Origin of the sequence: Streptomyces sp. NPDC006197 (assembly GCF_040613865.1) — a bacterium.
In the GTDB taxonomy this organism is placed as follows: Bacteria; Actinomycetota; Actinomycetes; order Streptomycetales; family Streptomycetaceae; genus Streptomyces.
Genome location: NZ_JBEXSZ010000018.1, coordinates 14,537 through 37,478 on the forward strand (window position 1 = coordinate 14,537; position 22,942 = coordinate 37,478).

Consider the following 22,942-nt stretch of genomic DNA (forward strand, 5'->3'; position numbering starts at 1 on the left):
CCGTCCCGTCGTGCCCGGAGAACGTGCTCAGCGTGCGGCGCAGGCCACCGCCCTGCCGGCCAGCGGCCTGAGCCGACGGAGCACCTCCTCCTCACCGAGGCACTGGGCCACCTGGAACAGATCGGGGCTGCGCCGACTGCCCGTCAGGCACACCCGCAGCACGTTGGCCACCTCCCGGACCGAGCCGTCGTACGCCTCGGGCGCCGCCTCGTACACGTGGACGTCCGGAGCGAAACCGTGCCGCTCGGCGACCGCGCGCACCACGCCGAACCATTCCTCCGGCGTCCCGGCGTGCCGGTAGTCGGCGGCCAGGTCCGAGGCCAGGGTGACGACCACCGGCTCGGGCAGCCCGCCGAGCCGGGCGTCGTCCGGCCGCTCCACGAGCTCGTGCAGCTCCGGGAAGCAGAAGCCGTACGCCGTCCGGAACTCGGACCAGCACGCCAGGTCCTTGCGCGGCGTGCCGGTGCCCCGCCGCGCCATCTCGAACGCCGCCACGGCCCGGTCCGGACGCGCGGCGAGAAGGCCGTGCAGCTCGGGGTCGTGCACGACGGCCCAGTCGCTCAGCCGCGCCAGCGCCTCCTTCGGCGTCAGCGAGGCGATGTGGTCCCGGCTGAGGGAGCGCAGCTTGGCCAGGTCCACCATGGGGCCGGCGGTTCCCATCTCGCCGAGCCGCACCGGCTCGGCGAGGGCCTGCCCGGTGGGCAGACCGGCCAGACGGCTGTTGGCGAGACCGCGCAGATAGTGCTCGACGGCCTGCGGCGGATACCCGGCCGCCACGTAGAAGCCGGCGGCCGACTCCGGGTCCTTCCGCTTGCTGAGCTTGCGCCGGCTGCTGCCGTCCAGCTTCATCAGCGGCGCGATGTGGGCGTACTCGGGCGGCTCGAAACCGAGGGCGCGGTGCAGCTGGTGGTGCAGGGGCAGGGAGGAGATCCACTCGTCACCGCGCACCACGGTGGTCACCCGCATCAGGTGGTCGTCCACCACGTGCGCGAGGTGGTACGTGGGCAGCCGGCGCCCTGCGGCGTCGGCGGACTTCAACAGGACCACGTCGTTGCCGTTGTCCAGCATGGTCAGCGTCCCGCGGACCAGGTCGCGGAAGCGCACCCGGCCCGGCAGCCCCACGGGGCAGCGCAACCGGACGGTGTACGGCTCCCCGGCCGTGATCCGGGCGTCCGCCTCCCGGAGGGAGAGCGAGCGGCAGCGGGCCCACTTGCCGTAGTAGCCGAGCGGGGACCGGGTGCGCCGCTGCTCGTCGGCGTTGCGCTCCAGCTCACCGGACGTGCAGAAGCACGGGTAGGCCCGCCCGTCGCGGACCAGTTCGCGCAGGTACGACAGGTAGACGGCGGCGCGGTCGGACTGCCGGTACGGGCCCCAGGGGCCGTCCGGTTCGCCCTCGTCCGGTTCGCCCTCGTCCGGTTCGAGCCCGAAGTAGCGGAAGACCCGCGCGAACTCCTCGGCGGCGCCCGGGACCTCGCGTTCCTGGTCGGTGTCCTCGATCCGGAGCAGGTACCTCCCGCCCGAACGGTGCGCGAGGTCGCGCGCCAGGGTCGCCACGTACAACCCGCCCAGGTGCATCGAGCCGGTGGGGCTCGGGGCGAACCGGGTCACCCGGGCCTGTGCCGGCAGCTCCCGCGGTGCGTAGTGCCGCTCCCAGTGGGCGGGCGGGAGCAGGTCGGCGGGGAACCAGGAGTCGATGAGGTCACGGTCCTGCATGGTTCGTCCTTCCGTCGCGTTGCCTCGGTACGGTGCCTCGGTGCGGCGGCCTGGTGCCCACGGCCGCGTCGGGACGTCGACGTTAGGGCGCCACGGCCCCGGTTCGGCCGGACGGGTGACGCGGATGTGTGGGAACCCGTACCCCCGGGGCCGCGGCCTCCCCCCGAACGCCCCGCGCCGCGCGAGTCTTGGACGCGACCGCGACGGCGACGGGAAAGGAGGCAGGACGTGCTGCGCGTGCTGCTGCTCGGCCTGGGAGCACTGGCCGTGGGAACCGACTCGTACGTGACGGCGGGGCTCCTGCCCGCGATCGGGCGGGACCTCCACGAGCCCGAGTCGGTGACCGGCCAGCTCGTGACCGTCTTCATGCTCTGTTACGCGCTCCTCGCCCCACTGGTGGGCGCGGCCCTCGGCCGGTGGGGCGTCCGGCACGTGCTGCTCGGCGCGCTCGGCCTGTTCTGCCTGGCCAACGCCGCCACGGCGGTGGTGTCCTCGCTGCCGGCGCTCATGGTGGCGCGCGGCCTCGCCGGGGTGGCCGCCGGGGTGTTCATGCCGGTCGCGGCGACCGCGGCCGCGGTGCTGGCCGGCCCCGAGCGGCGCGGGCGGGCGCTGACCGTGGTCCTCGGCGGGCTGAGTTCGGGCACGGTGCTCGGGGTCCCCGCCGGACTCCTTCTCGCCGAACACACCGGCTGGCGGTCGGCCCTGTGGCTGGTGACCGCGATCGGCGGGCTGGCGCTGGCCGGCTCGCTGGCCCTCCTTCCGGACGTCGCCGGAGCCGCCATGCCGTCCTTGCGCGAGCGCGGCGCCCAGCTGACCGACGGCCGGGTGGTCACCGCGGTGCTCACGACCTTTCTGCAGACCGTCGCCAGCCTGGGCCTCTACACCTACCTCGTACCGGTGCTCGACGCGTCCGGCGTCACCGCGCACCAGACGGCGCTGTGGCTGTGGGGCGCGGGCGGGGTCGTCGGCAGCTTCCTCGTGGGCCCGCTGCTGGACCGCACCGGCCGGCCCGGCGTCCATGTGGCGGTGCTGCTCGCCGCACTGTCCCTCGGCCTCGCGGCACTGCCGCTGCTGAGCGGGACCGCCGTCCTCCCCGTGCTCGTGCTGTGGGGCGCGGTCGGCTGGGCGTTCGTGGTGCCGCAGCAGCACCGGCTGCTCGGCCTGCGGCCGTCCGGAGGCGCTGCCGTCCTCGCCCTGAACAGCTCCGCCACCTACCTCGGCGGATCGGCCGGCGCGGCCCTCGGCGGGACCGCGCTCGCCGTCGGGGTCGGCCCGTCCCACCTGCCGTCGGCGGCGGCCGTCGCCGCGGCCGCCGCCTGTCTGTTGCACGTCCTCGTCCGCCGGCGCCCGCCGGCCGCCCCCCGCCCCGCCCCGGCCCCGGCGTCGTCCCCGGGGCTCGAACAGAACGGAGACTCCAGTGCGGTTCGGAGCTAACCTGCCCAACTACGGCCCGGCGACCACGCCCACGAGCATGCTGGACTGGGCGCGGCGCCTGGAGGCCCTCGGCTACCACCAGCTGATGGTCTCCGACCACGTGGCGAGCACGACCGACGTGGAGAGCCTGTTCCCGGCCCCGTTCTACGACCCGTTCACCGTGCTCGCCTGGCTCGCGGGGACCACGAGCCGGGTGCGCCTCGGGACGACCGTGGCCATCCTGCCGTACCGGCACCCCCTCCTGGTGGCCCGGCAGGTGGCCAACATCGACCAGCTCAGCGGCGGCCGGTTCGTCTTCGGCGCGGCCGCCGGCTGGGCGCCGGGCGAGTTCGCGGCACTCGGCGTGCCGTACGCCCGCCGGGGTGCCCGCAGCGACGAGTACCTGCGCGTGATGAGGGCCTTCTGGACCGAGGACGTCATCGCCCACGACGGCGAGTTCGTCTCCTTCGGCCCCGTGCGCACCGGGCCCCGGCCGGTGCGTCCGTCCGGGCCCGAGGTCTGGATCGGCGGGCACAGTGCGGGCGCCCTGCGGCGGGCCGTGCGGTACGGCGACGCCTGGCATCCCACCTCGGTCACCGCGGACTGGCTGACGCACGTCGGACTGCCCGCCCTGCGGCACACCGCCGAGCGGCTGGGCCGGGCGGTACCGGCACTCGCGCCGCGGATCAAGCTCCGGCTGACCGATCGCCCGCTGTCGGCGGGGCGGGTCCTCGGCGAGGGGAACCTGGAGCAGATCCACGACGACCTGGCCCTCCTGGAACGGCTCGGTGCGGAGGCGGTCGTCCTGGACCCCACGTTCCCCGCGCAGGTGCGCACCGCCGCGTCCGCGAAGGACGACCTCGCCGCGTTCGAGCTGCTGGCGGACGAGGTGATCGATCTGGAACACGGACGGCTGCGCTGACGTTGCGCCAGACATGGATGAGGACATGGCACACCCCGCCGGGAACCAGGGATGGGTGGCGGCCAGGCCGTACGGCAGCGAACCCGATCTGCGCAAGCTGCGGGTGCTGGTGGAGCTGGACCGGCGGGGCACGGTCAGCGCCGTGGCGGCCGCGCTGCACCTGACCCCTTCGGCGGTCTCCCAGCAACTCGCCGGACTGGCCAAGGAACTGGGCGTGCCGCTGACCGAACCGGTGGGCCGGCGGCTGCGGTTGACGGGCCAGGCGAAGCTGGTGCTGAGGAGCGCCGAGGAGATCTTCGCGTGCGTCGACCGGCTGCACCGCTCCCTGGCCGAGTACGGCGGCGGCGAGCGGGGCGAGGTCTCCGTCTCCGGGTTCGGCACCACCCTCGCGCCCCTGATCCTCCCGGCCGCCGGCATCGTCAAGCGGAACCGTCCCGGGCTGCGGACGAAGCTCGCCGAGGTCGATCCCCCGGCCAGCTTCGAACTCCTCGAACAGGGCCGCACCGACGTGGTCATCGCCGTGGAGTCCCCGGCCCTGCCCGCCTTCGACAGCCGCTTCGAGAAGCACCCCCTGATGACGGAGGTGTTCGACGTCGCCCTGCCCGCGGAGCATCCGCGGGCGCGGGTGCCCGCACTGGCGCTCGCGGACCTGGCCGAGGACGCGTGGATCTTCGCCACGGTCGGCATGTGCCAGGAGATCCCGCTGGCGGCCTGCGCGGCGGCCGGCTTCACCCCGCAGGCCACGCACGTCATCGGCGAATGGGACGCCACCCTGGCGGCGGTCCGCGAGGGGCTGGGCATCTGCCTCGTGCCCCGGCTGGCCCGCCGCGGCTCCCGGCCCGGTGTGGTGATCCGGCGGCTCGAGGACGCGCCCTCGCGACGGGTGTTCGCCGCCGTGCGCTCCGGCAGCGGCGGCATGCCGCAGATCGCGGCCGTCCTCGACGCCCTGCGCGAGGCGGCCCGGACCGCGGAAACGGAACTGAACGGCAGCCCCGTACCGGAAAACGAAGGCCAGGGGACCTCGTAGCCTTCCGATCGAAACATTCAGTCGCCCTTCACATTCATCGGAAAATTCCCTTGCTGGACGTGGAGCAGTCCCCGGAGCGACGCTTTCGAAGCGGGTCGACGGACGCATTTCCGTCCCTCCCCGCTCCCCTCGTTCCTTTCTCCCGTCCGCATCGAATGTGAGGACCGACCATGAAAACGGGCGCGCTGTTACGACTGTCCGGACTGAGCCTGCTGTGGGGTTCCGTCTTCCTGTGGATCAAGATCTCCGGCTACGGCTTCTCGCCGGTCGAGATGGTCTTCGTCCGGCTCGTCCTCGGAGCGGCCGTCCTGATGGCCATCGGCCTCGCCAAGGGCCAGCGCCTCCCCCGGGACAAGGCGACGCTCGGCCACATGACCGTGGCCGCGCTGCTCGGCAACGCCGTCCCCTGGCTGCTCTTCGCCCAGGGAGAGGTCGACGGCTCCAGCAACGTCGCCGGCATCGTCAGCGGCACCGGGCCGGTCTGGACGCTCGGCGCGGCCGTGCTCCTGGGCAGCGAGAAGCGACTGGGCGCCGGGCGCGTCTGGGGCATGGCCATCGGCCTGCTCGGCATCGTCCTGGTGGCCGCCCCCTGGGACCCGGGCACGCACGCCTCCACCAGCAGCATCGTCTTCTTCGTCCTCGGCGCCATCAGCTTCGGCAGCAGCTTCGCCTACGTCGGCCGCTTCCTGGCCGGCCGCGGCATCCCGATCTTCATGCTGGCCGGCGGACAGCTGAGCATCGCGGCCCTGCTCACGCTCCTCGCGGTGCCGTTCCTCGGACTCGACCCCGTCGAGTGGCGCACCGACTCCACGATCGCCCTGATCATCCTCGGCGTGGTGTGCACCGGCTTCGCCGTGCTGCTCAACACGGTCATCATCACCAAGGACGGTCCGGCGGCGGCGGCCACCGTCATCTACCTCATGACCGTCGTGTCCGTGGTCCTCGGCGCCGTCTTCCTCGGCGAGTCGCTCAGCTGGACCGTGCTGCTCGGCACCGCCGCGGTGCTCGCCGCGACCGCACTCCTCCGTCGCAAGCCGGCCGAGAAGCCGTCCGGCGAGCTCGCCGACACGTCCTCCCGGAGCACCGGCACCGCGGCGCCGGCCCAGCGCACGGCCCCCGTCGCCGGCACCAAGTGAGCCCGGAGCCCGACACCCGGGCGGGACCCGGCCGGCCGGTACCACCACGGCCCGCCGGGTCCCGCCGTTCCACCGGGGGTTCCGGCGCCCACGGCCCCCACCGACCCGCTGAGGTGACCCACCCATGCCGTACGTCGTCGAACGCACCTTCCACCCCGCCGAGTCCCGCCTGCGCCAGGCCTGGTCCGAACACCTCGCCCACCTCCGGTCCCTGACGGGACGCGGCATCCTCCTGGGCGGCGGCCCCGCCGGGGCCGGCGACGGCGACATCCTCGTGCTCGCCGTGGAGGACGAGGTGTCGCTCCACCGGGTGCTGCGGGGCGATCCGCTGGTGCGACAAGGACTCGTCGCCCGGACGAGGGTCCGCTCCTGGACCGTCGAGTACGGGCACAACGCGCTCACCGGACGCGAGCCGGACGGCCCCGCGGCCGCCCCCGTCGGCCCGCTCACCCCGCACGAGTCCCGCATCGCCCGCATGGTGGTCTCCGGCATGACCAACCAGAAGATCGCCGAGGAGCTGAACGTCTCGTGCCGCGCGGTGGAGCAGCACCTCACCCGCATGTACCGGAAGTTGTCGATCCACCGCAGGGCCCAGCTCGCCACCGCCATCGGGGCGTCCGACCCCCGCTACGGAATTCCGCACAGGGTACGGCTCACTGCGTGATTCCGTAGTGCCCCGGCATCACCCCGAGACCTAGCGTTTCCGACGATCCCAGCCGTCAGGAAACGTCGTGGAAAAGGGGAAACAGATGTCCTTGCATTCTGCGGAACGCGTCGGGGTGGTCGTTCCTTCCGGAAATGCGGCCGCCGAACCGGAAATCGGAGCTCTCGTCCGGCCCGCAATGAACGTGCACACCTCGCGTTTCCCGGTCCTGCCGGGAATGAGCCTGCGCGAGCGGCTCGACACGTACAACGAGCGCCTCGACGAGGTCGTCGGCGGATTCGGCGGCCTGAAGCTCGGCGCGACCGTGGTGGCCTGCAGCGGCTCCCACTACCTCCTCGGCCCCGAGGGCGACCGGGCGCTGTGCGAGAAGCTCGGGGAAGCCGGCGGCCACCCCGTGGCCTCCTCCACCCTCGCCACCCTCGACACCTGCGCCGACCTCGGCATCCGCGACATCGTGCTCGTCTCGCCGTACGCGCCCTGGCTGACCGACCTGTCCCGCACGTTCTGGGAGGACGCGGGCCTGACGGTCTCACAGGTCGTCCCGGTCAAGGCCGGTGACCGCTTCTCGCCGTACGACGTCAGCACCGACGACCTGGTCCGCCAGGTCGCCGACGCCGGTCTCGGCGACGACCGGGCCCTGCTCTTCACCGGTACCGGCATGTTCACCTTCGAGGCCCTGGCCCGGATCGGCGAGGGCAACGACCGGGTCCTGCTCACCTCCAACATCTGCTCGGCCCGCTGGGCGCTCAAGCAGACCGGGCTGCCCACCGACCCCGCGGAGGAGACCGGGCTGCTGCGCCGGCTCGCCGACCGCGCCGGCGTGACGAAGTGAGCGCTCGCCGCCGTCCGGTGGTCGTGGTGGGAGCCGGGCCGGTCGGACTCACCGCGGCCCTGGTCCTGGCCCGGGGCGGGGTTCCGGTGACCGTGCTCGACTCCGGTCCCGGCCTGTCGACCGCCTCCCGCGCCTCCACCTTCCACCCCTCCACCCTCGACCTCCTCGACGAGCTCGGCGTGGCGTCCGCGCTGCGCACGGCGGGCCGGGAGGTCCACGAGATCCAGTGGCGCGACCTGGAACAGCGGGTGCTGCACCGGATGCGCTACGACACGCTGACGGGTCACACCGCACATCCCTACCGGGTGCACGTCGAGCAGTCGCGCCTCACCCCCCTGCTGCTGGCGGCACTGGAGGCCCACCCGCACGCCGAGGTGTGCTTCTCCAGCACCGTCGTCGACGCCGGCCCCCGGGGCGACGACGCGGTACGCCTCCGGATCGACGGGCCGGCCGGAGCCCGCACGACCCTGGACGCCGGACACGTCGTGGCCGCCGACGGCAGCCGCAGCACGGTCCGCGCCGCCCTCGGGCTGCCGTCGGAAGCCACCGAATACCCCTGGTACGCCCTGCGGGTGGTGACCACCACGGCCCTGGACGAACTCCTTCCCGGACTGGCGCCGTTGGCCTACGTCCGCGACCCCGGTCTGTCGTTCAGCGTCCTGGGCATGCCCGACCACTGGCGACTCATCTTCCGGATTCCGGCGGACGTGCCGCGCGAGCAGGTCGTGGAACGACCCGCGGTGCGCGCCCTGCTGGAGCGGGCCCTGCCCTCCCGCGCCACGGCGATCGAGCTCGCCGACGCGCACACCTACCGGCTGGCGTCGTACGTCCTGCCGCACTACCGCGCGGGCCGCGTCCTCTTCGCCGGGGACGCCGCCCATCTCACCTCGACCGCCGGCGGCATGAACATGAACTGCGGGCTGCACGACGCGGTCGCCTGGGGACGCGCGCTCACCCGGATCCACGACGGCGAGGCCGACGAGCGGATCCTCGACGGCGTGGCCGCCGAACGGCGGTCGGCCGTGACGGACAAGGTGATCCCGCGCAGCGAGGCCCGCACCGCGGGCATCGACGACGCGGCCGGGCTGCGCCGCGCCCTGGAAGGCATCGGCCGGATCGCCGCCGATCCGGCCCGCGTCACCGACTACCTGTTCGCGGCCTCCCTCCTGGACTGCGCCCCCCGCCCCCGGCAGCTCACCCCCTGAGCCCCGCCGGACCCCCGCACCCCCACGCCCCCCACAGCCACACCCGATCGTCCGCACCCTCATGTCCCGCCCACCCACAGAGAGGACGGAAGCGCCATGCGCCTCTGGTTCCACAAACACACCGTGGAGGGACGGCTGCCACTGCTCGACCAGTGGTATCGCGAGCACCTGGACGCGATCGCCGCCCCTGGCACCACCATCGACATCAAGACGCTGCCGGCCGACACGTACCCCGACAACACCCCGTTCGGGCTCGTCGGCCACCACGCCGCCCAGGTGCTCTTCAGCGAGCACTTCGCGCACGCGGCCCTGGAGGCCGAGCGCCAGGGCTACGACGCCTGGATCACGGCCGCCGGGCAGGACCCCGGCCTCCGCGACGCACGCCACCTCGCCGCCGTCCCCACCCTCGGATACGGCGAGACCGCGTTCTTCCTGTCGGCCATGACCGGGCACCGCTTCGGGCTGCTCGGCTTCATGCCGCCCCTCGAAGAGCCCATCCGGGCCAACATCACCCGCTACGGCCTGGAGCGCTCGCTCTCCGCGTACGAAGTCGTCCCCGGCGGCTGGGACGGCGTCCACCGCGCCCTCGACGGCGACTACGACCAGTTCGTCACCGTCTACAGCGAGGCCGCCGCCCGCGCCCGCGCGGCGGGCGCGGAGATCATCGTCCCCGCCGAGGGCATCCCCAACGAGATCCTCTGGCACCTGGGCATCCGGGAGCTGCACGGCATGCCCGTCGTCGACCCGGCGGGACTCGCCGTCAAGGTGGCCGAACTCATCGTCGCCATGGGCGAGTTGGGCATATTCGCCCGATCCGGGGCCGGTTACTGGTTCCAGCGGCCGCCCGCCGAGATCTCCCGCCACCTCGAAAAGGTCTTCCTCGGCTCGACCCTCCAAGGAGCGTGATTCCCCATGTCCATCCAGTCCTCCATCGGCGTCGCCCCCTTCAGCACCCCCGCCGCCGCCCCGCTGCACCGGCCCCGCCGCCTGCGCCGCACCCCGCAGCTGCGCCGGCTCACCTCCGAGACCCAGGTCAACGCGGCCAACCTGATACAGCCGCTGTTCCTGCGCGAGGGCCTCGCCGAGCCCCGTGAGATCCCCTCCATGCCCGGCGTCTTCCAGCACACCCGGGACTCCCTGCGCAAGGCCGCCGCCGAGGCCGTCTCCGCCGGAGTGGGCGGGCTGATGCTCTTCGGCATCCCCGAGAACGACAAGAAGGACCCCCAGGGATCGGGAGCGGTCGACCCCGACGGCGTCCTCCAGGTCGCCCTCCGGGACGTCGTCGCCGAGGTCGGCGACTCCACCGTCGTCATCGGCGACATCAACCTCGACGAGTACACCACCCACGGCCACACCGGCGTCCTCGGCCCCGACGGGGACGTCGACAACGACGCCAGCGTGCGGCTCTACGCCGAGGCGGCCGTCGTGCAGGCCGAGGCGGGCGCCCAGATCGTCGCGCCCAGCGGCATGATGGACGGCCAGGTGCGTCACATCCGCGCCGCCCTGGACGCCGCGGGCCACCACACCGTCGCGATCCTCGGCTACTCGGCCAAGTACGCCTCCCACTTCTACGGGCCGTTCCGCGACGCCGTCGAGTCCTCCCTCCAGGGCAATCGGCGCACCTACCAGCAGGACCCGGGCAACATCCGGGAGTCCCTGCGCGAGGTCGCCCTCGACCTGGCCGAGGGCGCCGACATGGTGATGGTCAAGCCCGCCCTGGCCTACCTGGACATCGTCCGCCTCATCGCCGAGCGCGTCGACGTGCCCGTCTCCGCGTACCAGGTCTCGGGCGAGTACTCGATGATCGAGGCCGCCGCCGCCCGCGGCTGGCTCGACCGCGACGAGTCCATCGTGGAGAGCCTCACGTCCATCCACCGGGCCGGCGCCTCCCAGATCATCACCTACTGGGCCACCGAGTTCGCCCCCCGTCTGGGCCGCTGAGCCCCGCCCGTCGCGTACCGGCCCCCGGGCGCCCGCACCATCCCGCCCGGGGCCGTCGGCCGCACCCCTTTGTCTCCTCATCATCCGCGCCCGCCCTCTCCCCGAAGGTGTAAGGACTGTGCGACGAACGACACCGGACGACAACCGGTTCCTGGCGGTGGGCATCAGTCATGCCACCGCCCCCCTCGACCTGCTGGAACAGCTCTACGAGAGCCCCAAACCGCTCGACGACCTGGCGCAGGCCATCGCCGGCACCGAAGGCCTGGCCTCCTCCCTCGTCCTGTCCACCTGCAACAGGATGGAGGTGTACGTCGAGGCCGCCCCGGACACCGACCCGGTCCCCCTCCTCGACCGCCTGATCGCCGAGCACACCGGCGTCGGAGCCCAGGAGTTCACCCCGTACCAGTACGTGCGCCGTGCCGACGACGCCCTGCGCCACCTGTTCCAGGTCGCCTCCGGGCTCGACTCGGTCGTCCTCGGCGAGGACCAGATCCTCGGCCAGGTCAAGGAGGCCCTGGACCGCGCCCAGCGCACCGGATCCACCAGCAAGACCCTCAACCAGGCCGTCCAGGCCGCGCTCCGCGCCGGCAAGAGGGCCCGCAACGAGACCGGCCTCAACGAGGCCGGCCGCTCCCTGGCCACCGCCGGAATCTCCTTCTTCGAGCGGCTCGTGGGCTCCCTCGACGGGAAGACCGCCCTCGTCATAGGCGCCGGCTCCTTCGGCGGCGTCGTCCTCGCGGCGCTGCGCCGCTCCGGCCTGAGCACCGTCCACATGGCCAACCGCACCCCCGAGAAGGCCCAGCGCCTCGCCGAGACCGCCGCCGGCCGCGGCTACCCGCTGGAGGCCGTCCCCGAACTCCTCACCGAGATCGACGTGGTCGTCAGCTGCACCGCGGCCACCGAACCCCTGCTGCGGGCCGACGCCGTCGCCGCCGCCATGGCCGCACGCGGCGGACGCGCCCTGTACCTGCTCGACCTGTCGCTGCCCCGCAACATCGAGCCCGCGGCCGGTGCGGTCCCCGGCGTCACGCTCGTCGACCTCCAGCGCATCGCGGAGGAGGGCGGCGACGACGAACTCTCCGTCGCCAGCGTCGAGGCCGCCCACCGCATCATCGACAGCGAGGTCGAGAACCTCAAGGCCGCCCGCCGCGCCGCCCGGGCGACCCCGATCCTCGCCGCGATGCGCGCCAGCGCCACCGAGGCCGCGGACGCCGAACTCGACCGGCTCAGCAAGCGGTTGGACGGCATCGACGGCGACGCCCTGCAGGAAGTCTCCCGGACCGTGCAGCGCATCGTCGACAAGGTGCTCCACCAGCCCACGGTCCGCGCCCGCGAACTGGCCGGCCGCCCCGACGGCGAGGTCTACGTCGACGCCCTGCACGCCCTCTTCACCCCGCAGCCCGCACTCGCCCAGGAGGTCATGGCATGAGCGCAGTCTCCGCCCTGTGGAACGCCGAGTCCATCGCCGTCATCGGTGCCACCGAGCGCCCCGGCGCCCTGGGCCGCAAGCCCATGGACTTCCTGCTGCGGCACGGCTACAAGGGCCGCGTCCTGCCGATCAACCCGCGCGGCGGCGAGATCCTCGGCGTCCCCGCGTACACGTCCGTCACGGAGGCGCCCGGCCCGATCGACCTGGCCCTGATCATGGTCGGCGCCGACCGGGTCGCCGGCGCCGTCGACGACTGCGTCGCCGCCGGCGTGCCCCTCGCCATCATCGCCTCCTCCGGCTTCGCGGAAACCGGCCCCGAAGGGGCCGCACTCCAGGAGGAGACCGTCGCCCGCGCCCGGGCCGGCGGACTGCGGCTGATCGGCCCGAACTGCATCGGCGCCGTCAGCTTCAACAACCGCGTCCTCGCGACCTTCAGCCCCCTCTTCGGTGCGGAGAGCGTCCCCTTCGAGCCCGGCACCCTCGGCTTCGTCAGCCAGAGCGGCGCCCTCGGCTTCGGCGCGGCGAGCCTCGCCCTCCAACGCGGGCTGCGCCCCGGCTGGGTGGTCAGCACCGGCAACGACGCCGACGTCACCGCCCTGGAGGTGCTGCGCGAGCTGGCCGAGGAGCCCGAGTGCCACGGCCTCCTCGGCTACCTGGAGGACGTGCCCGACCTGGAGACCCTCCGCGCCCTCAGCGCCTCCGGCAAGCCGGTCGCCCTCCTGAAGTCCGGACGCACCGAGGCCGGCGGACGCGCCGCGGCCTCCCACACGGGCGCCCTCGCCACCGACGACCGGGTGCTCGACGCCGCCCTGCGCCAGCTGGGCATCGTCCGCGTCGACGACATCGACGAACTCCTCGACGTGGCCCACGCGTTCGAGTTCCCGCTGCGCCCGAAGGGCCCGCGGGTGGCCGTGGTCACCACCTCCGGCGGCTCCGGCATCCTCGCCGCCGACGCCATCGAGGACGCGGGCCTGGAGCTGAGCGAACTGTCCGAGGAGAGCATCGCGGCCCTCACCGAGATCGTCCCGCCCTTCGGCGCGGTGCAGAACCCGGTCGACATCACCGCGACCGTGCTCAGCGACCCCTCGCTCTTCGACCGGTCGCTGGACGTGCTGATCGCGGACGACTCCGTCGACCTGATCATCGCCTGCTTCTGCGTGATGGCCGGGCCGGACGTGGAGAAGGCGGTCACCGCCCTCTCGAAGGCGGCCCGCAAGGGCGGCAAGCCGATCCTGGTGGCCCGTACCGGCGCCGACTTCCTCGCCCCCGACGCCCCCGCCATGCTCCGGGACGCACAGCTGCCGGACTACCCGACCCCGGCGCGAGCGCTGAAGGCCGCCTCGGCCCTGTGGCAGGTCAGCCGGCCGCGCCCGCAGGGCACCCCGGCCGCCACCGCGGAGCCGCTTCCGGCACCGGCGGCCGACGCCACCGAGCCCCAGCTGAAGGCGTTGCTCGCCGGCGCGGGCGTCCCCGTGCCGAAGGGCCGCATCGCCCGGGACGCCGACGACGCCGCCGCGCTGGTGCGGGAGCTGGGCGGCGAGGCCGTGTTCAAGGCCGTGGTGCCCGGACTGCTGCACAAGTCGGAGGCGGGCGGCGTCCGCGTCGGAGTGGGGGGGCAGGAGGCCCCGGCCGCGTTCCGCGACCTCGCGGCGCTCGGCGGCGAGGTCCTGGTCGAGGAGCTCGCCGAGGACGGGGTGGAGGTGCTGGTCGGCGTTCGCACCAGCCCGCTCGGCAACGTCCTCACCGTCGGCCTCGGCGGCATCTTCACCGAGCTCCTCGACGACGTGTCCCACCGGGTCGCACCGCTGGCCGAGGGCGACGCCGAGCGCATGATCGCCGAACTGCGCGGTGCCGCCCTGCTGCACGGGGCGCGCGGCACGCAGGCCCTCGACACCGGGGCCCTCGCCGATCTGCTCCACCGGCTCTCCGACGCGGTGAGCACCTGGCCGGGCGACTTCGAGCTGGACCTCAACCCCGTACGGGTGCTGCCGAACGGCGTCGTCGTCCTCGACGCCGCCTTCACCGCCGAGGGCGGCGACCAGGCCGCCTGACGCCCCTTCGGCCAGGGGAGCCGACGACATCCCCCCGTCGGCTCCCCTTCCCTCCCCACCCCACTCTCAGCGACCGCGAAAGGCACCGACCGATGTCCTCACCCACCCTTCCGACCGTCCCCACCGCCACCGGTGCCGACTCGGCGGCGCTCTTCGAGCGGGCCGCGACCGTCATCCCGGGCGGAGTCAACTCGCCGGTGCGCGCCTTCGGTTCCGTCGGGGGCACCCCCGTCTTCATGGCCTCGGCGCAGGGCCCGTACCTCGTCGACGTGGAGGGCCGCGAGTACGTCGACCTCATCTGCTCCTGGGGCCCGATGATCCTCGGCCACCGCCACCCGGCGGTCCTGGAGGCGGTCACCGCCGCCCTCTCCGCCGGCACCTCCTTCGGCACGGCCACCGAGGGCGAGATCGCCCTCGCCGAGGAGATCGTCGCCCGGGTCGCCCCCGTGGAGAAGGTACGCCTCGTCACCTCCGGCACCGAGGCGACCATGTCGGCGATCCGGCTCGCCCGCGGCTTCACCGGCCGCTCGAAGATCGTCAAGTTCGCCGGCTGCTACCACGGGCACGTCGACGCGCTGCTCGCCGCCGCCGGTTCGGGCCTCGCCACGTTCACCCTGCCGGACACCCCGGGCGTCACCGGCGCCCAGGCCGCCGACACCCTCGTCCTGCCCTACAACGACCTGGCCGCGGTGGAGCGCGTCTTCGCCGAGCAGGGCTCCGAGATCGCCTGCGTCATCACCGAGGCCGCCCCGGGCAACATGGGCGCCGTCCCGCCGCTGCCGGGCTTCAACGCGGGTCTGAAGGAGCTGTGCCGGCGCCACGGCGCCCTCTTCATCTCCGACGAGGTCATGACGGGCTTCCGGGCCGACAGGGCCGGCTGGTACGGCCGCGACGGCGTGGCGGCGGACCTCTTCACCTACGGCAAGGTCATGGGCGGCGGCTTCCCGGCCGCGGCCTTCGGCGGCCGCGCCGACGTCATGGCCCATCTCGCCCCAGCCGGGCCCGTCTACCAGGCGGGCACCCTCGCCGGGAACCCGGTCGCCACCGCGGCCGGCCTGGCGACCCTGCGCCACTGCACCGACGAGGTCTACGAGCGCCTCGGGACCGTGTCCGACACGATCGGCGCCGAGGTCTCCAAGGCCCTGGGCGCGGAGGGCGTCCCCCACAGCCTCCAGTACTCGGGAACCATGTTCTCGGTGTTCTTCTCCGAACGGACGGTCACCGACTACGACCAGGTCAGGGCCACCGAGGCCTTCCGCTACCGCGCCTTCTTCCACGAGATGCTGCGCCAGGGCGTGTACCTGCCGCCGTCCCCGTTCGAGGCCTGGTTCGTGTCGGCCGCGCACGACGACCGGGCCGTCGACCGGGTCGTCGCCGCCCTCCCCCGGGCCGCGAAGGCCGCGGCGCGGGCCGTGCCCCCGACGGCCTGACCGGAGCCCGGCGCGGGCCGTGCCCCCGACGGCCTGACCGGAGCCCGGCACGCGTGTGCCGCCGACACGGGGTCCGACCCGGTCTCGGCGGCACGCACGGGGCGCACGGGCTCAGTCGACGAGCTCGATCCCGACCCTGATGTTCCCGCGCACGGCCCGGGAGTACGGGCAGCGGGAGTGCGCCCGGTCCACGAGCTCCCGGGCCGTCTCCGGGGCGACCCCCGGAAGCCGCACGGTCAGGTCCGCGCTGATGCCGTAACCCGAGTCGTCCCGCTCCAGGTGGACGCGGGCCGTCACGGTCGGCTCCCCGCCGAGCACCACCCGCGCCTCGCGCGCGGACAGGCGCAGCGCGCTGTGGAAGCAGGCCGCGTAGCCGGCCGCGAACAACTGCTCCGGGTTGGTCCGTTCGCCCGCGCCGCCCACTTCCTTCGGCGCGTCGAGCCGCAGCTCGAGCACACCGTCGGAGGAACTGACCCGGCCCGTGCGGCCGTCGCCGGACGACACGACTTCGGCGGTGTAGAGAACCGTCACGATTCCTGCCCTTTCGTAGGCGGGGAAATGGAGGAAAAGCACTCGGAAGGGTGGCAAGGAAAACCGGGCCGAGCCATACGGAAGCCCGAACAAGACATCGACGCAGCACTCTCAACCGATTCGTTGGAAATTCCTGGAAAGGGGAGGGACCCCATGGGCCCACTGCACGGAGTACGCGTGGTCGAGCTGGCGAGCGGCGCCCCGTGCGCCTTCGCCGCCACGCTCCTCGCGGACCTCGGCGCCGACGTCGTCCGCATCGACCGCCCGGGCGCGGGCGCGTTCGGCCCGGCCGACCCGCTGAGCCGCTCCCGCCGTTCGGTCACGGCCGATCTGAAGGACCCCGAGGGGGTGCGCCGGGTGCGTGCCCTCGTCGACCGTGCCGACGTACTGCTCGAAGGCCTGCGTCCGGGCGCGACGGAGCGTCTGGGATTGGGCCCGGCGTCCTTCGCCGAGTCCAATCCGGGACTCGTCTACGCCCGCGTCTCCGGGTGGGGACAGACCGGGCCGTGGGCGCAGCGCCCGGGACACGACCTCAGCTTCCTCGCCCTGGCCGGACTGCTCGACAGCGACGCCGACCCCTCCGACGTCCCGGCCCGGCCGGCGCCTCCGTCGACCTACCTCTCCACCTTCGCGGGCGGCGGGATGCTCCAGGTCCTCGGCGTGCTGGCCGCGTTGCACGAGCGCTCGCGCAGCGGGCGCGGCCAGACGGTCGACGCGGCCATGGTCGACGGGGCCGCCCTGCTGGAGGTGATGGTCCGGCAGTGGCGGGACAACCCCGGCAACGTCACCGTGACCGATGCGCCGTTCTACACCACGTACGCCTGCGAGGACGGCCTGAGCGTCGCGGTCGGCGCGATCGAACCGCGGTTCTACCAGGTGCTCGTCGCCCAGCTCGGCCTGGACGCCGACGAGCTGCCCGACCGCGACGACAAGAGCGCCTGGCCCGCGCTGCGGGACCGGATCGGAGCGGCCTTCCGCGCCCGCCCGAGGGACCACTGGGCCAAGGTGTTCTCGGAGCACGACGCCTGCGTGGTCCCCGTCCTCGCCCCGGACGAGTCCGCGGAGCACCCCGCCCTGCGCGAACGCACGACCTTCGTGGAGGTCTCGGGCCGACCGCAACCGGCGCCCGCACCGCGCTTCTCCCGCACCCCGGCGGCCGCTCCCCGACCGGCCCCGCACCCCGGCGACGACACGGAGCGGGTGCTGCGGGACTGGGGCGTGCCCGCCTGACGGTACGCATGCGCGCGAGCGTTCCCCGGCGGGCTCCGGTCCACCACCTGCCCGGCCCAGGCCCCTCGACGGGACCCGCCGGCCCCGCTCGGGGACGCTCGCCCCCCTCCGCCACGACGGACTGATCCGGAAAACACAAAACCCCAGGTCACGGCGAGTGAGTCCTGGGGTTTCGCTGAGCCGCCTTCGGGATTCGAACCCGAGACCTACGCATTACGAGTGCGTTGCTCTGGCCAACTGAGCTAAGGCGGCGTGCTGTGCAGACCCATCGTGGGTGCAGCAGCGTCGCCAAGTCTACACAGTTTCCGGAGGTGCTCCGACCACCCCCGGATCAGGCCTACGAGCAGCGCTTTCCGTCTGCCGGAGGGGTGCCCTCCAGGAGGTAGGCGTTGATCGCGGTGTCGATGCAGTCGCTGCCCCGGCCGTAGGCGGTGTGGCCGTCGCCCTCGTAGGTCAGCAGGGTGCCGGAGGAGAGCTGGTCGGCCAGGGACCGGGCCCAGCGGTACGGGGTGGCCGGGTCGCGGGTGGTGCCGACGACGAGGATCGGGGCGGCGCCCTCGGCGGTGATGCGGTGCGGCCGGCCGGTGGACGGGGCGGGCCAGTAGGTGCAGTTGAGGGCGGCCCAGGCGAGGCCCGCGCCGAAGACCGGGGAGGCCTTCTCGAAGGACGGGACGGCCTTCTCGACGGCCGCGGCGTCACGGTAGGCGGGCGGCAGGTCCAGGCAGTTCACGGCCGCGTTGGCGGACATCAGGTTGGCGTACGTGCCGTCCGTCTCGCGCTCGTAGTAGCTGTCGGCCAGCGCGAGCAGCCCGGAGCCCTCGCCGCCCATCGCCTGGGCGAGGGCCTCGCGCAACTGGGGCCAGGCACCCTCGTCGTACATGGCGGCGATCACACCCGTGGTGGCGAGGGACTCGCCGAGCTTCCGGCTCTCCCCCGTGGGCACGGGCTCGGCGTCCACGTCGCGGAAGAACTTCTTCATCGCCTCCCCGGCCGCGGCGACGGACCCGGTGCCCAGGGGGCAGTCCGGCTTGCGGACGCAGTCGGCGGCGAAGGCGCGGAAGGCGGTCTCGAAGCCGCCGGTCTGGTCCCGGTTGAGGTCGAGCGCGGAGAGCGAGGGGTCCATCGCCCCGTCGAGGACGAGACGGCCGACCCGGTCGGGGAACAGCTCGGCGTAGGTGGCGCCGAGGAACGTGCCGTACGACGCCCCCACGTAGGTGAGCTTCCCGTCGCCGAGCACCGCCCGCAGGACGTCCATGTCGCGGGCCGTCTCGACGGTGGAGACGTGCGGCAGGACCTTCCCCGACTTCTTCTCGCAGCCGGCCGCGAAGTCCTTGAAGGCCGCGCTGAGCGCGTTGATCTCCGCCGTGTCGTCGGGGGTCTGGTCGACCTGCGTGTACGCGTCCATCTGCGGGCCCGTCAGGCACTCGACGGGCTCGCTGCGGGCCACGCCGCGCGGGTCGACGGCCACCATGTCGTAGCGGGCGCGGACGGGCGCCGGGTATCCGATGCCCGCGTACCCCTGGAGGTAGCCGACGGCGGAGCCGCCGGGCCCGCCCGGGTTGACCAGGAGCGATCCGAGCCGCTTGCCGGGGCCGGTGGCCCGGGCCCGGGAGACCGCGAGCTCGACCTCCTCCCCGTCCGGCTTCGCGTAGTCGAGCGGGGCGCGCAGGGTGGCGCACTGGAAACCCTCGACGCCGCAGTCGCGCCACTTCAGCTTCTGCTCGTAGTACTTCTTCAGCTTCGGCGCCTCGGGCGCGGAGGAGGGTGCCGGCGCGGCCGTCCGGGGCGCGGCGGCGTCGCTCCCGCCCGAGCAGCCGGAGAGGACCAGCCCGGCGGCCACGAGGGCCGTGGCGGACGTACGGAGCAAGCGCCTGGAATCCATCCCCGGAGCGTATCCGCAGCGGTACGGACCGTGTCCAATCGCCCGGGGCCGGCCCACCGGGGTCAGCCCCGCAGCGCCATCGTCATCGCCTCCACCGCGAGCAGCGGCGCCACGTTCCGGTCGAGGGCCTTGCGACAGGCGAGGACCGCCTCGATGCGGCGCAGGGTCCGCTCCGGGGTGGTGTCGCGGGCGATCCGCTCCAGCGCGTCCCGCACGTCCGCGTTCGCCAACGCCGAGCGCGAGCGGAGCTGGAGGGCCAGGACGTCACGGTAGAAGCCGGTCAGGTCGGTGAGCGCGAGGTCCAGGCTGTCGCGCTGCGTCCGCGTCCTGCGCCGCTTCTGCCGCTCCTCCAGCTCCTTCATCGCCCCGGCCGTGCCGCGCGGCATCCGCCCGCCCTGCGCCGCGCCGAGGGCCGCCTTCAGCTCCTCGGTCTCCTTGACGTCGACCTCCTCCGCGAGCTGCTTCGCGTCCTCCGCGGCCGCGTCGACCAGCTCCTGCGCCGCCTTGAGGCAGCCGCCGACGTCGTCGACCCGCAGCGGCAGCTTCAGGACGACGGACCGGCGCGCGCGGGCCCGCTCGTCGGTGGCGAGCCGCCGCGCCCGGTCGATGTGCCCCTGGGTGGCGCGGGCCGCGGCGTGCGCCACCTCCGGCTCGATGCCGTCGCGCCGCACGAGCACGTCGGCGACGGCCTCCACCGGCGGGGTGCGCAGGGTCAGGTGGCGGCAGCGGGAGCGGATCGTGGGCAGCACGTCCTCCAGGGAGGGCGCGCAGAGCAGCCAGACCGTGCGCGGCGCGGGCTCCTCGACGGCCTTCAGGAGCACGTTCCCCGCGCCCTCGGTGAGCCGGTCGGCGTCCTCCAGGACGATGACCTGCCAGCGACCGCCCGCCGGGGAGAGCTGGGCGCGCCGGACGAGGTCGCGGGTCTCCTTCACACCGATGGACAGCAGGTCCGTACGGACGATCTCGACGTCCGCGTGCGTCCCGACGAGGGTCGTGTGGCAGCCGTCGCAGAAGCCGCAGCCCGGGGCCCCGCCGAGCGCCCGGTCGGGGCTCACGCACTGCAGCGCGGCGGCGAAGGCACGCGCCGCGGTCGCCCGGCCCGAGCCCGGAGGGCCGGTGAAGAGCCAGGCGTGGGTCATCTTGGAGGCCTCGGGGTCCGGCCCGCCGGCCGCGTGGGCGGTGACGAGCGCGTCGGCGTCGCGCGCGGCGGCGGCGAGCTGCTCCTCGACCCGGGTCTGTCCGACCAGGTCGTCCCATACGGCCATGTCTGCCCCTCCTCAGGTACGTCCTCCATTGTGGGGCAGCGCTCTGACAGCCCCCGCCGGCCTGTGGAAAACCCCTCCCCCTCAGGCCTCGCCGCGGGGCCGGGTCAGCCACAGGCCGACGGCGGAGCCGAGCAGGACCGCTCCCGTGCCGGCGCTTCCGGCGATCTGGAGGGCACCGGTCCAGCCGGCGAAGGAGCTGACGAAGACGTTGGCCAGGACGCTCGCGGTGAGCAGCAGCCAGAGAAGGACGCGCATGGGATGCCTCCGTGGGGCGGTTTCCGGGAGTTCGCCGTCGCGGTTCCGACGGCTCTTCGATCCTGGCCTCCGTCCCGTCCCCGCACAGCCGTGCCCGCCCCCGGAACGATGGTGTAGCCCGCTCCACCGTCCCCCGAGAAGCCGCCGCCTACCCTGGCTCCATGCGTGAGGCGATCAAGGAAGCGGCCCGGGCGTGGCTCCACCTCACGGTCGGGGCCGCGGTCTCCCTCCTCTGCCACCTGATGGTGGGAGTCGCCCTCTTCACCTCCGTCGTCACCCTCACGGTCATCGGAGCCGGCGTGCTCCCCGAGAGCGTGCTGCTGCTGCGCCGGCTCGCCGACTGGGAGCGGCGCCGTACGGCCGCGTGGACCGGGACGCCCGTCCCCGAGGCGTACCTGCCGCTCGAAGGACCCCTCCCCGCGCGCGTGCGGACCGCGGTCGGCGACCCGGGCACCCGGCAGGACCTGGTCTGGGCCGCCGCGCAGCTGCTCTACGGCCTGGTGCTCTGGTACCTCTCGCTGCTCCTCTGGGCGCCCGCGCTGCTGGTCGACGGCGTGAGGACCGGACTCACGGGACGGCGGCCGGTGGCCCTTCCGCTGATCGGCCGGCTCGCCGGCCTGGCGGCGGACTGGTCGCGCACGCTGCTCACGCCGACCCCGTCGGCCGCCCGGGACTCCGCCCTCGCCGCCCGGATCGAGCAGCTCACGGCCACCCGGGCGGGCGCGATCGCCGCGCACGGCGCCGAGCTGCGCCGGATCGAGCGCGACCTCCACGACGGCGCGCAGGCCCGTCTGGTGGCGCTGTCCATGCGGATCGGGCTCGCCCGGCGCGCGTACGACTCCGATCCCGCGACCGCCCGCAAGCTCCTGGACGACGCCCAGACGCAGGCCGAGGAGGCGCTCGCCGAGCTGCGGCACGTGGTGCGCGGCATCCACCCGCCGATCCTCACCGACCGCGGCCTGACCGGAGCGGTACGGGCCCTCGCCGCGAGCAGCGGCCTGGAGACGGCGGTCTCGGTGACCGGCCTCGGCGATCACGACCAGGACGGCCCCCGCGCCCCGGCCGCCGTGGAGGCCGCCGCGTACTTCGTGGTCGCCGAGGCGCTCACGAACGCCGCCAAGCACAGCGGCGCCTCCCGCGCCTCCGTCTCCCTGTCCCGTGAACCGGCCGCCCTACGCGTGCGCGTGCGGGACGAGGGGCGCGGCGGGGCCGAGGCGCGCGAGAGCGGCGGCTCCGGCCTGACGGGCATGCGGCGCCGGGTCGCCGCGCTCGACGGCACCGTACGGTTGACCAGCCCCACCGGGGGCCCGACCGTGATCGAAGTGGAGCTTCCGTGCGTGTGGTGATCGCCGAGGACAACGCCCTCCTCAGGGAGGGCCTGGTGCTGCTGCTGACCTCGTCCGGCCACGAGGTCGCCGGGGTCGCGGCCACCGGCCCCGAGATCCTGCCGCTGCTCCTGGAGCACCGGCCCGACGTGGCCGTCCTCGACGTGCGGCTGCCGCCCGGCTTCCGCGACGAGGGGCTGCGGGCGGCGCTCGCGGCCCGCGAGCGGCTCCCGGAGCTGCCGGTGCTCGTGCTCTCGCAGTACGTGGAGGAGACGTACGCGGCCGAGCTCCTGGGCGGTGGCGCGCGGGGCGTCGGCTACCTCCTGAAGGACCGGGTGGGCCGCGTCGACGAGTTCCTGGACGCCCTGGAACGGGTCGCGGCCGGCGGTACGGCCCTGGACCCGGAGGTCGTCACCGAGCTGATGGCCCGTCGCCGCGACGACCCGCTGGACTCCCTCACGCCCCGCGAGCGCGAGGTCCTGGAACTGATGGCGCAGGGCCACGACAACGGCACGATCGCCCGCTCGATGGTGGTCACCGAGCGGGCCGTGCACAAACACGTCGGGAACGTCTTCCTGAAGCTCGGCCTGCCGCCGACCGACAGCGGCGGCCACCGCCGGGTCCTCGCCGTCCTCGCGTACCTCAACGCCTAGGACGCGCCTCCTCCGACGCCCGGGCCCCGCCTCAACGC

Annotated in this window: 20 protein-coding genes and 1 tRNA gene; 15 read left to right on the forward strand and 6 right to left on the reverse strand. The window is 73.9% G+C overall.

The genetic code is table 11. The annotated features are described in order from the left end of the window. Positions 1–27: 27 nt before the first annotated feature. Complete coding sequence (locus ABZ318_RS08335; RefSeq protein ID WP_356901685.1) at positions 28–1,713, reverse strand: glutamate--tRNA ligase family protein; 1,686 nt, start codon at positions 1,711–1,713, stop codon at positions 28–30. A 228-nt stretch (positions 1,714–1,941) separates the two neighbouring features. Between ABZ318_RS08335 and ABZ318_RS08340 the strand changes: the two genes are divergently transcribed. The 12 genes from ABZ318_RS08340 to hemL all read left to right on the forward strand — a co-directional run bounded on the left by ABZ318_RS08340 (position 1,942) and on the right by hemL (position 15,763). Beyond that, complete coding sequence (locus ABZ318_RS08340; protein ID WP_356901686.1) at positions 1,942–3,147, forward strand: MFS transporter; 1,206 nt, start codon at positions 1,942–1,944, stop codon at positions 3,145–3,147. Further along, positions 3,131–4,048 (forward strand): TIGR03619 family F420-dependent LLM class oxidoreductase, encoded by a 918-nt coding sequence (locus ABZ318_RS08345; protein ID WP_356901687.1) that lies wholly within the window; start codon positions 3,131–3,133, stop codon positions 4,046–4,048. The genes ABZ318_RS08340 and ABZ318_RS08345 overlap by 17 nt, the downstream gene beginning before the upstream one ends. 25 nt (positions 4,049–4,073) lie before the next feature. Continuing rightward, positions 4,074–5,075 carry a LysR family transcriptional regulator gene (locus ABZ318_RS08350; RefSeq protein WP_356901688.1) on the forward strand — a complete coding sequence of 334 codons (1,002 nt, stop codon included), beginning with the start codon at positions 4,074–4,076 and terminating at the stop codon, positions 5,073–5,075. A 170-nt stretch (positions 5,076–5,245) separates the two neighbouring features. Further along, on the forward strand, positions 5,246–6,211 hold the full coding sequence (locus tag ABZ318_RS08355) for a DMT family transporter (RefSeq protein ID WP_356901689.1): 966 nt from the start codon (positions 5,246–5,248) through the stop codon (positions 6,209–6,211). 124 nt (positions 6,212–6,335) lie between these two features. After that, positions 6,336–6,875: a LuxR C-terminal-related transcriptional regulator gene (locus ABZ318_RS08360; protein WP_356901690.1), complete on the forward strand. Its 540-nt coding sequence runs from the start codon at positions 6,336–6,338 to the stop codon at positions 6,873–6,875. Between the two features lie 178 nt (positions 6,876–7,053). Further along, complete coding sequence (locus tag ABZ318_RS08365; protein WP_356901691.1) at positions 7,054–7,707, forward strand: arylmalonate decarboxylase; 654 nt, start codon at positions 7,054–7,056, stop codon at positions 7,705–7,707. Then, complete coding sequence (locus ABZ318_RS08370; protein ID WP_356901692.1) at positions 7,704–8,912, forward strand: FAD-dependent oxidoreductase; 1,209 nt, start codon at positions 7,704–7,706, stop codon at positions 8,910–8,912. The genes ABZ318_RS08365 and ABZ318_RS08370 overlap by 4 nt, the downstream gene beginning before the upstream one ends. A gap of 96 nt (positions 8,913–9,008) precedes the next feature. Further along, the gene (locus ABZ318_RS08375; protein ID WP_356901693.1) at positions 9,009–9,818 is read left to right on the forward strand and encodes an aspartate/glutamate racemase family protein; all 810 of its coding nucleotides are present in this window, start codon (positions 9,009–9,011) and stop codon (positions 9,816–9,818) included. Between the two features lie 6 nt (positions 9,819–9,824). Beyond that, positions 9,825–10,853: a porphobilinogen synthase gene (hemB, locus tag ABZ318_RS08380; protein WP_356901694.1), complete on the forward strand. Its 1,029-nt coding sequence runs from the start codon at positions 9,825–9,827 to the stop codon at positions 10,851–10,853. Positions 10,854–10,971: 118 nt separating this feature from the next. Beyond that, complete coding sequence (hemA, locus tag ABZ318_RS08385) at positions 10,972–12,282, forward strand: glutamyl-tRNA reductase (protein WP_356901695.1); 1,311 nt, start codon at positions 10,972–10,974, stop codon at positions 12,280–12,282. Next, positions 12,279–14,333 carry an acetate--CoA ligase family protein gene (locus ABZ318_RS08390; RefSeq protein ID WP_356901696.1) on the forward strand — a complete coding sequence of 685 codons (2,055 nt, stop codon included), beginning with the start codon at positions 12,279–12,281 and terminating at the stop codon, positions 14,331–14,333. Before hemA ends, ABZ318_RS08390 begins: the two co-directional genes overlap by 4 nt. Positions 14,334–14,425: 92 nt before the next feature. Continuing rightward, positions 14,426–15,763, forward strand: a complete 1,338-nt coding sequence (hemL, locus tag ABZ318_RS08395; RefSeq protein WP_356901697.1) for a glutamate-1-semialdehyde 2,1-aminomutase — start codon at positions 14,426–14,428, stop codon at positions 15,761–15,763. Positions 15,764–15,874: 111 nt separating this feature from the next. Here hemL and ABZ318_RS08400 read toward each other — a convergent pair whose 3' ends face one another. After that, on the reverse strand, positions 15,875–16,294 hold the full coding sequence (locus ABZ318_RS08400; protein WP_356901698.1) for an organic hydroperoxide resistance protein: 420 nt from the start codon (positions 16,292–16,294) through the stop codon (positions 15,875–15,877). A 153-nt stretch (positions 16,295–16,447) separates the two neighbouring features. Between ABZ318_RS08400 and ABZ318_RS08405 the strand changes: the two genes are divergently transcribed. Further along, a complete protein-coding gene (locus ABZ318_RS08405; protein ID WP_356901699.1) occupies positions 16,448–17,524 on the forward strand; it encodes a CaiB/BaiF CoA-transferase family protein in 1,077 nt (358 codons plus the stop codon). Positions 17,525–17,702: 178 nt separating this feature from the next. On the opposite strand, the gene ABZ318_RS08410 is transcribed toward ABZ318_RS08405, so the two are convergent. From ABZ318_RS08410 to ABZ318_RS08425, 4 genes are all read right to left on the reverse strand, one after another. Further along, a tRNA-Thr gene (locus ABZ318_RS08410) sits at positions 17,703–17,776 on the reverse strand. An 85-nt stretch (positions 17,777–17,861) separates the two neighbouring features. After that, complete coding sequence (locus tag ABZ318_RS08415) at positions 17,862–19,406, reverse strand: alpha/beta hydrolase (RefSeq protein ID WP_356901700.1); 1,545 nt, start codon at positions 19,404–19,406, stop codon at positions 17,862–17,864. Between the two features lie 62 nt (positions 19,407–19,468). Then, positions 19,469–20,671: a DNA polymerase III subunit delta' gene (locus tag ABZ318_RS08420; RefSeq protein ID WP_356901701.1), complete on the reverse strand. Its 1,203-nt coding sequence runs from the start codon at positions 20,669–20,671 to the stop codon at positions 19,469–19,471. A gap of 81 nt (positions 20,672–20,752) precedes the next feature. After that, positions 20,753–20,926 carry a hypothetical protein gene (locus ABZ318_RS08425; protein WP_356901702.1) on the reverse strand — a complete coding sequence of 58 codons (174 nt, stop codon included), beginning with the start codon at positions 20,924–20,926 and terminating at the stop codon, positions 20,753–20,755. A gap of 161 nt (positions 20,927–21,087) precedes the next feature. Between ABZ318_RS08425 and ABZ318_RS08430 the strand changes: the two genes are divergently transcribed. Together ABZ318_RS08430 and ABZ318_RS08435 are read left to right on the forward strand one after the other, a co-directional pair. After that, the gene (locus ABZ318_RS08430) at positions 21,088–22,272 is read left to right on the forward strand and encodes a histidine kinase (RefSeq protein ID WP_356901703.1); all 1,185 of its coding nucleotides are present in this window, start codon (positions 21,088–21,090) and stop codon (positions 22,270–22,272) included. Continuing rightward, entirely contained in the window at positions 22,260–22,904 is a 645-nt protein-coding gene (locus tag ABZ318_RS08435; RefSeq protein ID WP_356901704.1) for a response regulator transcription factor, read from the forward strand. Before ABZ318_RS08430 ends, ABZ318_RS08435 begins: the two co-directional genes overlap by 13 nt. Positions 22,905–22,942 lie beyond the last annotated feature (38 nt).